Source organism: Paludibaculum fermentans (assembly GCF_015277775.1).
Taxonomy (GTDB): domain Bacteria; phylum Acidobacteriota; class Terriglobia; order Bryobacterales; family Bryobacteraceae; genus Paludibaculum; species Paludibaculum fermentans.
The window spans coordinates 9,219,940-9,232,366 of the sequence record NZ_CP063849.1; the positions used below are offsets into that span (position 1 = coordinate 9,219,940).

The 12,427-nt window shown below is 63.5% G+C and carries 16 protein-coding genes; 4 read left to right on the forward strand and 12 right to left on the reverse strand.

The window, feature by feature from the left end:
• Nucleotides 1–43 precede the first annotated feature (43 nt).
• Nucleotides 44–1,018, forward strand: coding sequence for a hypothetical protein (locus tag IRI77_RS36525; protein ID WP_194449847.1), 975 nt, complete (start codon nucleotides 44–46; stop codon nucleotides 1,016–1,018).
• Here IRI77_RS36525 and IRI77_RS36530 read toward each other — a convergent pair.
• Nucleotides 1,004–4,279 (reverse strand): hypothetical protein, encoded by a 3,276-nt coding sequence (locus tag IRI77_RS36530; protein WP_194449848.1) that lies wholly within the window; start codon nucleotides 4,277–4,279, stop codon nucleotides 1,004–1,006. The two genes, IRI77_RS36525 and IRI77_RS36530, sit on opposite strands and share 15 nt — an antisense overlap.
• Here IRI77_RS36530 and IRI77_RS36535 point away from each other — a divergent pair.
• Entirely contained in the window at nucleotides 4,278–4,421 is a 144-nt protein-coding gene (locus tag IRI77_RS36535) for a hypothetical protein (RefSeq protein ID WP_194449849.1), read from the forward strand. The two genes, IRI77_RS36530 and IRI77_RS36535, sit on opposite strands and share 2 nt — an antisense overlap.
• A 176-nt stretch (nucleotides 4,422–4,597) precedes the next feature.
• Here the strand turns inward: IRI77_RS36535 and IRI77_RS36540 are convergent, their stop codons facing one another.
• The 11 genes from IRI77_RS36540 to IRI77_RS36590 are packed head-to-tail and all read right to left on the reverse strand — an operon-like array spanning nucleotide 4,598 to nucleotide 11,863.
• The gene (locus IRI77_RS36540; RefSeq protein ID WP_194449850.1) at nucleotides 4,598–5,218 is read right to left on the reverse strand and encodes a hypothetical protein; all 621 of its coding nucleotides are present in this window, start codon (nucleotides 5,216–5,218) and stop codon (nucleotides 4,598–4,600) included.
• A gap of 11 nt (nucleotides 5,219–5,229) precedes the next feature.
• On the reverse strand, nucleotides 5,230–6,270 hold the full coding sequence (locus IRI77_RS36545; RefSeq protein WP_194449851.1) for a hypothetical protein: 1,041 nt from the start codon (nucleotides 6,268–6,270) through the stop codon (nucleotides 5,230–5,232).
• Nucleotides 6,257–6,418: a hypothetical protein gene (locus IRI77_RS36550; RefSeq protein WP_194449852.1), complete on the reverse strand. Its 162-nt coding sequence runs from the start codon at nucleotides 6,416–6,418 to the stop codon at nucleotides 6,257–6,259. Before IRI77_RS36550 ends, IRI77_RS36545 begins: the two co-directional genes overlap by 14 nt.
• Nucleotides 6,411–6,884 carry a hypothetical protein gene (locus IRI77_RS36555; protein WP_194449853.1) on the reverse strand — a complete coding sequence of 158 codons (474 nt, stop codon included), beginning with the start codon at nucleotides 6,882–6,884 and terminating at the stop codon, nucleotides 6,411–6,413. Before IRI77_RS36555 ends, IRI77_RS36550 begins: the two co-directional genes overlap by 8 nt.
• Nucleotides 6,881–7,336, reverse strand: a complete 456-nt coding sequence (locus IRI77_RS36560; protein ID WP_194449854.1) for a hypothetical protein — start codon at nucleotides 7,334–7,336, stop codon at nucleotides 6,881–6,883. The genes IRI77_RS36555 and IRI77_RS36560 overlap by 4 nt, the downstream gene beginning before the upstream one ends.
• 2 nt (nucleotides 7,337–7,338) lie before the next feature.
• Complete coding sequence (locus IRI77_RS36565; protein ID WP_194449855.1) at nucleotides 7,339–7,641, reverse strand: head-tail joining protein; 303 nt, start codon at nucleotides 7,639–7,641, stop codon at nucleotides 7,339–7,341.
• A 3-nt stretch (nucleotides 7,642–7,644) separates the two neighbouring features.
• On the reverse strand, nucleotides 7,645–8,649 hold the full coding sequence (locus IRI77_RS36570) for a major capsid protein (protein ID WP_194453924.1): 1,005 nt from the start codon (nucleotides 8,647–8,649) through the stop codon (nucleotides 7,645–7,647).
• 6 nt (nucleotides 8,650–8,655) lie between these two features.
• Complete coding sequence (locus tag IRI77_RS36575; protein ID WP_194449856.1) at nucleotides 8,656–9,030, reverse strand: head decoration protein; 375 nt, start codon at nucleotides 9,028–9,030, stop codon at nucleotides 8,656–8,658.
• A 1-nt stretch (nucleotide 9,031) separates the two neighbouring features.
• Complete coding sequence (locus IRI77_RS36580) at nucleotides 9,032–10,240, reverse strand: S49 family peptidase (RefSeq protein ID WP_194449857.1); 1,209 nt, start codon at nucleotides 10,238–10,240, stop codon at nucleotides 9,032–9,034.
• Complete coding sequence (locus IRI77_RS36585) at nucleotides 10,203–11,624, reverse strand: phage portal protein (RefSeq protein ID WP_194449858.1); 1,422 nt, start codon at nucleotides 11,622–11,624, stop codon at nucleotides 10,203–10,205. Before IRI77_RS36585 ends, IRI77_RS36580 begins: the two co-directional genes overlap by 38 nt.
• 35 nt (nucleotides 11,625–11,659) lie before the next feature.
• A complete protein-coding gene (locus tag IRI77_RS36590) occupies nucleotides 11,660–11,863 on the reverse strand; it encodes a phage head-tail joining protein (protein ID WP_194449859.1) in 204 nt (67 codons plus the stop codon).
• A gap of 76 nt (nucleotides 11,864–11,939) precedes the next feature.
• Here IRI77_RS36590 and IRI77_RS36595 point away from each other — a divergent pair, with 76 nt between their 5' ends.
• Both IRI77_RS36595 and IRI77_RS36600 read left to right on the forward strand, forming a co-directional pair.
• A complete protein-coding gene (locus IRI77_RS36595) occupies nucleotides 11,940–12,194 on the forward strand; it encodes a hypothetical protein (RefSeq protein ID WP_194449860.1) in 255 nt (84 codons plus the stop codon).
• 2 nt (nucleotides 12,195–12,196) lie between these two features.
• Nucleotides 12,197–12,424, forward strand: coding sequence for a hypothetical protein (locus IRI77_RS36600; RefSeq protein WP_194449861.1), 228 nt, complete (start codon nucleotides 12,197–12,199; stop codon nucleotides 12,422–12,424).
• Nucleotides 12,425–12,427: the final 3 nt, after the last annotated feature.

Consider the following 12,427-nt stretch of genomic DNA (forward strand, 5'->3'; position numbering starts at 1 on the left):
GATGCCTCCTCCGGATGTGCGGCAATGCTGTGATAATCGCTGTGTGAGTTTCGATCTCTATTTCTGCCGGTGCGTTGGCGATGATGTGGATCGCACTCGCATGCTTGCGGAGCTTCGGGCGCTGGAACATGCAGCCGAATCAACGTCCGATGATGGTTCGCTTACGCAATTCGACTACGATCACCCTGTTACGGGCGTGTATTGCTTGTTTGACCTCTGCGCGGAAGTCGCGACCGGCACGGACGGGCTTCAACTACCCGATGGCTTCGCTGAAGCAGGCCTCTCTGTTTCGGTGAACTTCCTGCGTCCAAGCTTCTTTGCCCACGAAGTAATGCCAATCATCACAGAGATCGCCGCCAGGTCGTTGCTCTGGCTCTATGACGCTCAAGCGGACACAATGCACGCGCCTGGGACTGCCGCGAGTGTTCTCATCGATAGCTGGGTCAAGCACAACGAGAAGGTTACTCACGGCGTGGCGAGGGACAAGGAGCCCATTCGCAAGCCATACCTTCCACCCGCGCGGTCTTTCTACTGGTGGCAGTACACCAAGAAGAGGGAGGACCTGCAGGCAAGACTTGGCGACAACATCTTCGTACCTTCAATTCTCCTCACCTCCGATCCAGGAGACCGCGTGAGGCTGACGGTGGTGTGGTCAGCAGAAGTGCGATCAACGGCATTGTCCCGCAAACAGACCATCCCCCTCGCTCAGGTGTTTCCGGAATGTGATTACTTGATGCTCGCCTGGGGTAGCGAAGGCGACCAGAAGTTGAAGACTCGATATGTCTCATTCGACGATGCGATGGCTCGACTTGCGCAGTTCCTCGATCCGCTGGAGGGTCCCGTGCCTTCGCTCATGGTGTTGCCTCCGGAGCGGCAAGTGCAGGCAACCGCGACGTTCGAGTCGATCCCTTCACTCCAGATCGGCCAGCTGACGCGCATCGCTCCCGACGCTTTTGTCGATGTTCATCCTGACGAAGACAACCATCCTTCGGCTCTCCGAGACTCACGCGGTGAGTAGTCCGGGGCTCAGTTGCAGGCTGGTCAACTCTCTGCGCCCGGCGTTGGACTTCGTTGCCGTCATAGTCGCCGTCTGCACCACGCGCGGGTTATCAACGATTGCCTGGACCGCTTCACCGCGGAGCAACGCGGTCGTTGCCGGGCCATCCAGTTGGATGACCACCTGCCCAGATCCGGAGGGCGTGCGGCCTCCGATGCGGTCGAGCGACAGTGGACCGCCCAGTCCCAGAAGCGGGCTGCCGTTACTGAAGGACGGTGCCTGGAAGAGCGACCCGCCACTCTCCACCACTGACAGCGGTGTCACGCTACCGGGCATGCCAGTCGGCTTCTGGCCGGTGCTCATCGCGTACAACTGGATCAGATCGCGGACCTGCTGAGACCGGATGGCCAGATCCAGGTTGCCGCCGAAGCCGGATTTCGCGGTGTCGACGATCTGCTTCAGGATGCCCTTATCGCTGATGTCCACACCGTAGGTCGCCTTGATCTTCTCCCGCGCCTTCTCCTGCGCGCCCTTGATGAACAGGCGCACGATCCCGGCAGCGAACCCGATTCCCGCACCGATCGCCGCACCCAACGGGCCGCCGAACTTCGCGCCGATGAGCGCGCCGCCCGCGGTGGTCTCTCCGACGCCGAGCCACCCGCCGCGCCGCAGGCCGTCCATCGCGAGCATCGCACCACCCGCCAGCATCGCGCCGCCCTTCATGCCGCCGACACCGCGCGCGCCGGAGAGCTTCGTCATGTTGCCCAACTCATCCATGCGCCAGCGTTCCGGACGGAAGCCGATGTTGCCAAGGTTCGTCAGCCAGTCCTTGTACCCTGAGGCCATCGCTCCCCAGCCCCCGAAGCGGCCGCCAGCACCGGACGCGCCCGGAGCAGCCCCGCCGGGGACAAACGGGGGCGTGCCCCATCCGCCCGCCGCACCGCCAGGTATTGGCCCACCACCGCCGCTGAACACCGGGACCGCGCCGACGCCCAGCATCCCGCCGATGCCGCCAAGCACCCCACTGCCGCCCGACCCTCCGGACGCGAAGGACACCTTCTGGCCGGTGAACAACTGCATCAGCATCGCCGCGACGCGGGAGGTGACGACATCCTTGATAGCGGTGAGCAGCGCCGTCTTGAGCGAATTGCCGATGGCGGACCAGATGGACTGCGACTTCGTGAGCAGCGCGTCGAATACGCCTTCGGCTTGGCGCTTGAATGTGTCAAAAAGTTGCCGATTATGGTCGCGCACCATCGCCGCCGTGCGGTTCGCGGCGTTCTGGCGCGCAGCATCGACGGCGGCATCGGTGGCTTCCTGGTTCACCTGCCGGATCTCATCACGCTGCTGAGCGAGTTCCGCGATGCGAGCCTTGATTTCGTCAGCACGGTACCCGAGGCGGTTCATGTTCGCCTCTTCCTCCAGCACCATCCGGGAGGTTTCGAGGTCGAACAGGCGCATCTTCACTTCCTGGACGCGCCCCAGGTAGTCCACCTCGATCTGCGCTTTCTGCTGTTCCACCCAGATCTTCTGCTTGAGCGTCTGGGCGTCAGCGGCCTCGACGACCCGCAACCGGGAATCCCTGTCGATGCCGGCGCGCTGTTCTTCCGCGCCCAGCATGCGCGCACTCTGGTCGAGGTTCCGCCGCGCAATATCCTCGTTGTACTGCAGGCGGCGCTGATACGCTTCGGCCTCGAATTCCATGCGCCTGCGGGCGGCTTCTTCCTCGCCCTTCAGATACTCGGCCAACTGCTCGCGGTTGTCCTTTTGGAACTTCTCCTTGAATGCCGACCAACGGTTACCCAGTTCGTCGAGTACGTTCTGCCACGCCTGGCGGGTCAGGTTGATCCGCTGGGAGACGCCCTTGTCATCCGTGAACGTGGTCCACTTCTCAATGCGCGTGTTCATCTCGGCGATCTCTCGGGCAAAGCCCGGTTGCCCCTTGGCGCCGGCCTCGATCGCGGCCTGGCGAGAATCCCGCTCCACTTCCGCCTGCCGCCTGCGGATCTCAGCAGCGCGCTTCAGCGCTTCGAGGTTTGGTTCGTTGCCGGTCTTAATGGTGATCTTCGGGCCGCCAAACTCGAATGGCTGCTCACCGGGCAGTAGCCGCTTGCCGGTCACCAGTTCCCGGATCTGGTCGTCGGTCATGCCCTGTTTGCGCAGAGCATCGACGTTGGTCTTACCGCTAAAGAGATCGTCGCGGAGCGCCTGCCGCTGCATGTCGTCAAAGCGCGCCTGCAACTGCGCCTGGGTGTCCTTCCACTGCGAGTAGATCGCAAGGCCCGCACCGACCACACCAACGGCGAGCAGGGCGTACGGATTTAGGCTGGCCAGATTCAACGCGGCGATGGACTTCGCCAACGCCATGATCTTGTCGGCGAGCGCGTAGGAGGCCAGGACGCCGGCCACCCACAGGGCTACCTCCCCGAACTTGGTCAGCAGGTCCGTGTTCTCCTTGAGCCAGCCGACCAAGCCGCGCAGGTTGCTGACGAGTCCCTTGAGGTCATCCTGGAACTTGGCCCCGATGTCCTCCCGCAGGTTGTTGAACTCGCGCCGGAGTGCACCGAGTTGACCCTCCACCGTCTGCGATGCGGCCGCATGGGCGCCCTGGATCTTGGCCCCTTCCCGCATCACGGCGTTGTAGCGGAGCTGCTTCTCTTCGGTCTCAGTGAGCGAACGGCCCAATTGAAGCTGGGCGATCTGGGCATCCTTCTGGAAGTCGACGAACAGCCCCAACGTGCGCAATCCACGCGAGGCACCCGACTCAATGGCGAGGACGATGGCATCCATCGCCTCTCCCGCCGACACGTTTTGCACAGCCGCCGCGTCTTTGGCCAGCTTGGCCAGACCCTGGGCCTTGCCCAAGTCCATGTCGGCAACGATCAGACGCTGAACGGCATGCGCTGCCTCTGTGAACTCGAAGCCGATCTCTTCGATAGCCGCAACTTGCCTCGTTGCCGCCGCCGCGCCCACGCCGTGCGCGGTGGCCAGCGCCTTGAGGGATGCCTCAGCCTTGGCGTTCTCTGCTGCCATCATGACCGAGCCGACAGTAAACTCCTTCGCCCAGGCAATCGCACTCTGGATGGCGTCGGCGAACAGGTTTCCCGCTGTCGCGCCCTTCGCCATTGCAGCCGTCATCCCGTCAATTCCCTGCGCCGCGCCCTTGGCGCTCTTGGCCGCGGCGGACTCCATGCTCGACAGGCTCGCGTTGACGCTCTTGATAGACGCATTGGCCCTGTTGGTATCGACTTCGACGACCAGTTCGAGCTTGTTATCGGCCATGCGGATTCATCTGCTCACGGTCCAGCCGGTCTCGTTCTTCTTCCAGCACCACCAGCGCCCGAAACTCATCCGCCCGGATATCATCGAGGCCGATCGGGATGCCCAGCTTCAAGGCGGTCCGGATATCGATGGCCTGTCGTAACAGCAGTCCGGTTTCGGAAGACTGCGCCGCTTCCAACCTGTCGAGCGGGCAGCGGTCACAGCGACCACCGTCGTCAGGTGCGTCCGGGCACAGCCCCGGGTCACACAACTCGTCGCGGCGAAGGGCCCAGTGAATCAGGAACCGCAGGGAGGGCTGCTCGGGCCACCCCCCGGCTGTCAGTTTGGGTCGGCGGTCTCCTGGAATGCGGCGTCGAGGGCATCAATCGCTGCTTTCACCGCCACAGCCTGGTGAATGACTGGGACCTCCCCCGCGTACCCTTCTGCCGTCTGAGCCAACCGCTTGAAGAGCGCGCCCGCAGGCGCCAGGTTGATGATCAACTCCTGACGGTTGTAGGGAAGATCCAGCACGCGGGCGAAGCCGCGCCGGTATTCGAACACGTCCTTCGCCGACGGCATCTTCAGCAGATGCGTCACCGTGCCGCCGAGAACCCGGAGCGTCACCCGGAACGCGTCGCCTACCTGGACCACGTCGTCTACCTCTGCTTGGCTCAACTGCTCGATGACCCGGCTCGCTTCGAAGGCGTCCACTTCGGGCGCGTTCTCCTCGGGCACACGGATCTTCGTCAGCAGTGCGGCGTCGGCATCCTCGGAGTTCGGGATGGTCGTTTCGGACACGCCTCGCCCCAACTGCTTCACAATGACCTTGCGCTTCCGCTGGCGCTCGATCCATTCCTCATCGTTGGGGAACCGGACGCGAACAGTTTTCAAGCCTGTGGGCGTGCGCAGCTGCAGCGCGATCGGGCGCGCGGCGTCAAACACTACAGGAGTCGTTTCCATCAGAGTCCTTTCTACTGGCAGATGCTGTCAACGCCGCATTTGGCGACGGCGGAGATGATGCCGTTGGTGGAGTCGTACATCGGTAGGCACTCGACCGCCACTGTGACGATGCCGTCCGTCTCACCCACCTCGGCGGTCGCGAAGGAGACCTTTTCCCAAGTGATTTGCAGAGAGTTGTTCGCGTCATAGGTGAGGGTGATAACCGCCGTGCCCGTCGTTTGGCTCTTGAGCTTCGTCAGCTCGGTCGAGCCGTTTTCGAATCGGGCGGTGAAGCGCAATGTGCCCTGCCGCTTGCCAAACTCGAGGCGGCCGCGGATGGCTCCGCTCGTGGCATCGCCCGGCGTCTGGAAGCCCGACCCGGGAAAGAACCCCGCATCCATGAGGATGTTGTTCTTCCAACTGGTCTCCAGCGAAACGATGTTCTTGTTCGAGACATAGTTGACGCCGTTGATTGCCAGGGCCAGGGAGGCAGACGGCAACAGCTTTTCGAGAGTCGCCGCCGGGACGACGATGCCGGAAGGCTCGGTCAGCTTGCCCGAGCCAACGAATTCGACGTTGATCTTCGAGTTGGCGCGACCGGGCCCGCTGCCGATGGAGATAGTCCAACCCTCGATCGCGCAGCCCACCGCCATGCGATCCACAACAACGCCGGCGCCTGGGCGGATCTGCTCGACGAAGGAGAAGTACGGCAACTCGGCCGCGTCGCCGGCGGCCGGAAACAGTGGCGTGCACGTGTACGTGAAGTTGGGGTTGGTGCCCGACTTCACCACCTTGCCGAGCGAAAACGCCATGGCCCATGCCGCGATCTCCGCACTCAGGTACTTTTCGATGGTGCTCCCCGCATCCCAGGACGTCTGGAAGGACTGCGTGGGGAATTCGTGACCCTTTCCGAATTCGTCGGCGTCATTCTCCGTGTTGAGTTTCGGGTTGGCGAGGGCGGCGTTCAGCTTGCGCAGTTGCCACATCTGCACCGCCGAGTTCGCCGTGGCGATGTCGGTCTGCTTCTGCTTGCCGAAGCAGATCAGAACTTCCTGCAACCTACTCGTCGACATCGGGTTTCACCTCCTCTTTCGTGTTCGGCGGCGGGCACTGCGACCACCCCGTGATCATCAGAGGCACAAGCGTCTCGGGCTTTGCCTCGACCTCCTTCGGCTCGCCCTGCCCGTGGGGAGGCCGCAGCCACACGCGTTCGTCAGTCATCGCCAATCTCCGTGAAGGACATGTTCACCTCGAAGTAGTCCAAACCCTCCGCGTCCGTGGATCGCTGAATGGACGGGATGTCCATCGGGTAGCAGGAGGGGTGGACGGTGGAATTGAGCATCGGGACGCCAGCCGATCCCGGAGCGCCCTTGGTAATCAGCCGGAACAGCCGGTAGTACGCCGTTGGCGGATCGCCGTCGAAAGTCTCCCGTGCGCGCAAGAACAGCGACACCTGGTGTTTCCACACGTCGCTCCCGCCGAAGCTGCCGGGCGAAGTCCCCTGCCAAGCGGCCATGATCGACGGCGCCGGCATCTGGTGGATGGCGTAGGCAAGGCTCGACCGCTTCGGGTATTGATCGTGATAGGCATAAATCCGGTCCGGATCGCCGCCCATCTCGCTGACCAACTCCGGGATGTCCCGGAGCATCGCCACCAGGGCATCCACGAGTTCCGACGTGTCGATCATCGTTGCTTCCCGCCCAGCACGCGTTCCAGGGTGAGTCGCTTCACGCTCTCTGCAAACACCCGCCGCGCCGCTTCCGTCACCGCTGCCTTATTGCGCGCCGAGAAGACCATCCATGCTTCGATCTTCTGGTTGGCCCATGCCTTGATCCGGTCCTTGCGCGTCGAAAGACCCGAGCGCGCTTTGTTCTCGCTGACTGTGCGCACCTGGAAGTTACGCAGCATGTCGCCTGTGAACGTGAGAGTGCGGCGATTGCCCCGGCCCCGCTTGGTCTTCCAGATGGCGTACCGCTTGGTGAGGGGCTTGGCCGCGGAGTCCGTTGGACCCTGCGCGGCCGCGAGACGGTTCTTCACCACCGCCACGCCGACGTTCGCGATCTTGAACATCTGGTGCTGCGGGAAAGTGAGGCGGTCGAGGCGAATCTGCTTCTTCTGCCAGATGCGTACTGAGGGCATCGTTACACCTGCCGAAGCCGGAGCACGACCGCGCCGCTCGTGTCCGCCTCGACATCAAAGACCTTGTAAGTCACGCCATCCACCAGGACTTCATCCCCTCGCGCCGGCTGCTGCGCGAAATCCGCCAGCCGCACAAACAGCACCGCGTAGACGCCGGGCACGTTCTCCTGCGCCTCACGAGTGTTTTCGAAGATGCCCCTGATAGCCGCCTGGCTGCCCGTCTGCGGCAGATACGCAACCTCCCTGCCGAACGATCCGAGCACGGTGCCGTTCAGCCCATTCAGCAGGGAGGTCCAGTCCGCCATGGCTCAGGCCTTCGTGCCTTTGACCAGAACTTCCGGCCGCAGACAAATGGGCAGCGGGTTCTGCTGCGTATGCAGGTCGGTGCCGCGCCCAAACTTCCGCGGCTCCTGCTTCGCGTACAGCGGCAGACCCAGCGTATTCGCCGTCTCGTTGAAGTCCGCTGGCGCGAAGTACGTCCGGAAGGTGTTCGCCGTGCCAATAGGGAGGAAGTGCGCCTCGTCGTCGGCGATGAACTTCCGCACCGTGCCGTTGGCGTCGGTCGCCTGGCCGCGATATTCCTCGAACGTCACGCCGCCGAACGTGAAGCCCGAGCGGTAGTCGTTGCCGAGTTGCTGGTTGCGCTGATAGTACTGGAATGCCTCCTTCACCTTCGCGTGCGTGGTGAAGGCGTCGTAGAAGCCCTGCGAGCAAAGGCACTGGATGCCCGTCATGAACTCGCCCTTGAGGTTGTCCTCAATGTGGCGCTTCACCTCGAGCACCTTCAGCAGCACTTCGGTGCCTGCCGTCGCGAGGGCGAAGCTCACGGTCTTCGCCGTGATGCCGAACTCACTGTACAGGTCGTAGAGCGTCGAGCCGTCAGCGTCGAGGATCACGCCTTTGAGAGCGCCCATCCGCAGGTACTCGAGCGTGATGGCGTGCTTGTTGCGCATGTTCTGCAGTTTCAGCGCCAGCAAGTTCGCCAGGGCGTCGGTCTCCGTTTCGGAGCCGAAGGCCCGGATGCCCTGAACTTCCTCGGGCAGCACGGCATCGTCGTGTGGGATGTGCGGGATCACGAACGAGCGCACTTTGCGCTTGCCGATCGTGCCCACGGTACCGGGCGCGCCGACCGGTTGCGTCGGCAACAGGTTCAGCACGCCGCTCATCTCTTCGATGATGATGGTGCGCGTACGCACGCCCTGCGGCGCCATGAGGTTCAACTGCTCAATGCGACCGTAGGTGTTCGGGATCTTGTTGATGGCGGCGGTGAGCGCCGTCATGTTGAAGGCGTCCGTCGAAAAGGGATTCAGCATCATGGGTTAGGCTCCTTCCCGGACGAGAACGCCCAGGGTCTTCAGTTGGCCGATGGCGGTGCTCTTCTGCGGAGCAGTGATGCCGCCAGGCCAGACCAGCTTCTTGTCCGAGCAGATGGCATGCCGCGCGATGATGACGCCGCCCTTGTCGGCGGCGGAGGCATCGACACCCAGCAGCAGCACGCCGGCGGCGTTCTGCGATCCGTCGCTGGCAGCCGGCGCGAGCACCGTCACCTTCCCGCTTGCGGTGATGATCCCGACCACCGTGCCGGTGGCCAGGTTCTGGCCGGAGACGACCACCACTTCGTCGCGACTGTAAAGGCTCTCCGCCTCGTGCTTCAGCCAGTCGCCAAGATAGTTCTGTTCCGATTGAACGGGCATTTCAGTTCACTCCTTTCCCGGCGAGACGCTCGACGGCCTTCATCACCGGACTGTTCTCTGGATTGGCCTTCACGCTGGTGCCGGTGTCCGGCATGACGTGGGACCGGATCTCGGGTGCATCCTCCGCGGCGCGTGCCTCCATGAGGTGTTGCCGGGCCTCGGCGGGGCCGACGTCCCTCGCCAGAAGCGCGGCCGCGCGGGTAGGCATGCCGGCGAGCGCGCAGAGTTCCACGATTTCCCGCGCTTCGGCGTAACCCTGCCTGCGTGCCTCCGCGCGGATGGCGTCAAGATCGACGGCAGAGTCCTGTCTCTCCGCCGCGAGCGGTTCTTCGTGCATACTGGTTCTCCCTTGGTTTTGAGTTGAAAGTGCTGCTGGGCCGATCGCCGCGCGCAGGTCGGCCAATGCATCCTGGCGAGTGCCCACCCGGTCGGCAAACTTCACATTGAGGGCGTCGCTGCCGAAGAAGAGGCCGGCCTCGGTCCCTCGGATGGCGGCCTCCGGCAATCCCCGGTTTCGGGCGACCGTGTTCACGAGCAACCCGTAGGTACGGGCGATCTCACCTTCGAGGATGCCCTTCGCCTCGTCGCTGAGCGGCGCGTGTGGATTGAAGTCGGCCTTGCGGGCACCGGCGCTGACGATCGTGTAGCGGTAGCCCATCTTCTCGTCGCTGACGCTCATGTCGAGGTGGCTCACGATGACGCCCACGCTGCCGACACCGGAGGTACGACTGACGTAGAGGCGCTGTGCCCCTGACGCCAGCAAATACGCGGCGCTGAAGGCATCGTTGTTGGCAACAGCGAAGAGAGGCTTCGTCGCGCGTGCCGAATACACCGCGTCGGCCACATCAAAGGCGCCGGCCACCTCGCCACCGGGCGAGTCGATTTCAAGCAGGATCCCTTCGATTGCCGGGTCCGTTGCGGCGTCTTCAATCTCCTGCTGGATGTCCACGTAGGACCGTAGCCCAGACAAGGCGTCCAACCCGCGAGTCTTATGGACCAGCGTCCCTTCGACCGGGATGATGGCGATGCCGTCCGTCGTCACTTCGTATGGCTTTCGCGAAGCTCGCTCGGTGGCGGCGGCGGCCGACACCGGCGGCACTTCAATCCCGAGCCGAGGTGCGAGCGCCGCAAGGATCACCTCGAGTTTCTGCGGCGCGATCAGCAACGGGGTATCAAAGATTCGCGTCGCCAGATGCGGTAGCGGGTGCATTCGGTTCCTTTCGTGGATCGGAGTCATATTCGAGGCCGAGTGAATCGGCGCGCGCATTGTCGGCGGCGATCTCGCGGTCGATCCCTTCCGCGTCGTAGCCCTGTTCGGAGACGACCTCGGCGCGGCTCTTGAAGCCTGCGCGCACGGCCATGATCTGGGCCTTGATGTCCTTCAGCGGATCGACCCAGGCGAAGCCGGGCGGAATCCACTTCACGTTGTAGTAGGGCGCCAGCTCCCGCGCCTTCGGCAGCGCGCCGCTCAGCACTGCCGCGTCGATCCAGGCCTGCCAGATCGGGCGGCACATCTGGAACACGATCACCTGGTGCTGAAACTGTTCGCATCGCCTGCGAAACTCCAACAAACCCGCCCGGATCGAGGAGTAGTTCACACCCGTGAGATCGCCGGTCAGTTGCTCATAAGTGATCCCCATGCCCGCCGCGATGCTCCGCAACTGCACGCGCATGAAGGTTTCGTAGGTGGCACCCACATCAGCGGGAGAGGAGAACTTCACGTCCTCGCCAGGCAGCAACACCTGAAGCGTTCCCGGCTCGAGGCCCGCCAAGGCTGCGCCCGTCGAGTCCGGATTCGCCTCACCCAGCAGCGAATCCTGCGGAGCGTTCTTTGTGACGAAGCCCGCAAACATCGCTGCCGTCTTCTTCCGCACGAGCTCGGCGTCGTCGTATTGGTCGAGCTCATAGAGCTTGACGAGCACCTGCGTCAGCCAAGGCTGACCCCGTAATTGGCCAGGCCGCAGTGGCCGGAACAAATGCAGGACGAATTCCGCGGGCACCCGCACCAGCTCGGTTGAGGCCATCGGATTCAGAGCGTCGCCAGGATGTTCACGATAGAGGCGATAAGCGACTCGCTTCCCAATCCCGTTGAACTCGATGCCGGCACGAACGTAGTTCCCGTTCTCCAGCTTCCGCGTCTCATTGGTCGGCAGATGCTCAGCTTCGAGGACCTGAAGCTGCAGCGGCACGGACAACCCATCCTTTGGCAAACGCGGGCGCAGACGGACGAAGCACTCGCCCGCTTCCATCACCGACCGGCAAGCAAGTGACTGCAGCCCGTAGAAATCCGTCAGGCCGGAGGCATCGGCTTCGTCTGTCCACCGCAGCCACAACGCCTGGATCTGCTCCTTGATCGCCGCGTCCGCGTGCTGCGACTGCGGCTTGATGCCCGTGCCGATGCAGTTTCCGATGAACGCATCAAGGGCGTTCGTGGCCCAGGGATTCCGGCGCACCATATCCCGCGAGCGCGACCGTAACGTGTCCCCGCTCTGAAAGACGAGCGTGTTGATGTCGCCCGTGGACGGCGCCCAGCCGGTGGTGCGCCGAGTCGCAGCAGCCGCCTCGTAATCGGATGCGGCGCGCAGCCTCGGCAATGCCGCCCGGAGTCGATTCCAGAATCCCACTGTCTTCAGAAGCCCTTTTGCGTCTGCACGCGGATCTGCCGGATCACAGGCACGCCGCTGTTTTTCGTCACGTCCGCCTCGGCGGCTGCGATCGCTTCCTTCAGTTCCTCGACGGTCCGGTACTCGATCTCCCGGTCACCGAAGCGAACTCGGCGCACCCCGTTGGCCAGAGCATCGCGCAGCGCCTGCAATTGTTGGTCCGTATACATCGGGTCCTTCGCCTGCCAATCGCCTCGAAGATTCTTCTGAGGATTCCCTTGCTATTGCGCCGCACCGAAGCGATTCATGTGTTCGATGCAACGCACCACCAAGACCACCAAGCAGACCGCCGCAGAAACCTACGCCGCGCGCCACGCCGAATGCGCCGACCTGCTCAAGCGCATCGCCAGCCGCCTGGAGCAGCACAAAGCGAGCCAGGCGCAGGAGCCCGCCAACTGGGGGTACGCCGGCGACCTCGGCCGCGTGACCGAGGAACTCGCCTACGTCCTGGCCAGCCTCGGCGACCGCAGCGCCGTCGACGCCAAGGGGCTGGAGTACTGACCATGACCCGCGACGAACTCACTGCCTGGGCCACGCGGAACGGCTGGGCGCTCGACCGCTGGGGCCACCTCAAGAAGGAGTTCGACAACGGCACGCACCGGCTGAAGTTGAGCCGCATCGCCGCCCGCCACGAAATTTCGACGCCGTTTGGCTGGGCACGCCTGGCCAGCGGCTATCTCAAGAACTTGCACCTAACCGCCGACGGCAAGCTCGCCGGCATGAATCGATAGACC

Bases quoted from the DNA above. Each gene is read 5' to 3' on its own strand.
- IRI77_RS36535 (WP_194449849.1), top strand. From the start codon at position 4,278: ATGCGGATTCATCTGCTCACGGTCCAGCCGGTCTCGTTCTTCTTCCAG.
- IRI77_RS36530 (WP_194449848.1), bottom strand. From the start codon at position 4,279: ATGGCCGATAACAAGCTCGAACTGGTCGTCGAAGTCGATACCAACAGG.
- IRI77_RS36540 (WP_194449850.1), bottom strand. From the start codon at position 5,218: ATGGAAACGACTCCTGTAGTGTTTGACGCCGCGCGCCCGATCGCGCTG.
- IRI77_RS36545 (WP_194449851.1), bottom strand. From the start codon at position 6,270: ATGTCGACGAGTAGGTTGCAGGAAGTTCTGATCTGCTTCGGCAAGCAG.
- IRI77_RS36550 (WP_194449852.1), bottom strand. From the start codon at position 6,418: ATGACTGACGAACGCGTGTGGCTGCGGCCTCCCCACGGGCAGGGCGAG.
- IRI77_RS36555 (WP_194449853.1), bottom strand. From the start codon at position 6,884: ATGATCGACACGTCGGAACTCGTGGATGCCCTGGTGGCGATGCTCCGG.
- IRI77_RS36560 (WP_194449854.1), bottom strand. From the start codon at position 7,336: ATGCCCTCAGTACGCATCTGGCAGAAGAAGCAGATTCGCCTCGACCGC.
- IRI77_RS36565 (WP_194449855.1), bottom strand. From the start codon at position 7,641: ATGGCGGACTGGACCTCCCTGCTGAATGGGCTGAACGGCACCGTGCTC.
- IRI77_RS36570 (WP_194453924.1), bottom strand. From the start codon at position 8,649: ATGCTGAATCCCTTTTCGACGGACGCCTTCAACATGACGGCGCTCACC.
- IRI77_RS36575 (WP_194449856.1), bottom strand. From the start codon at position 9,030: ATGCCCGTTCAATCGGAACAGAACTATCTTGGCGACTGGCTGAAGCAC.
- IRI77_RS36580 (WP_194449857.1), bottom strand. From the start codon at position 10,240: ATGCACCCGCTACCGCATCTGGCGACGCGAATCTTTGATACCCCGTTG.
- IRI77_RS36590 (WP_194449859.1), bottom strand. From the start codon at position 11,863: ATGTATACGGACCAACAATTGCAGGCGCTGCGCGATGCTCTGGCCAAC.
- IRI77_RS36595 (WP_194449860.1), top strand. From the start codon at position 11,940: ATGTGTTCGATGCAACGCACCACCAAGACCACCAAGCAGACCGCCGCA.
- IRI77_RS36600 (WP_194449861.1), top strand. From the start codon at position 12,197: ATGACCCGCGACGAACTCACTGCCTGGGCCACGCGGAACGGCTGGGCG.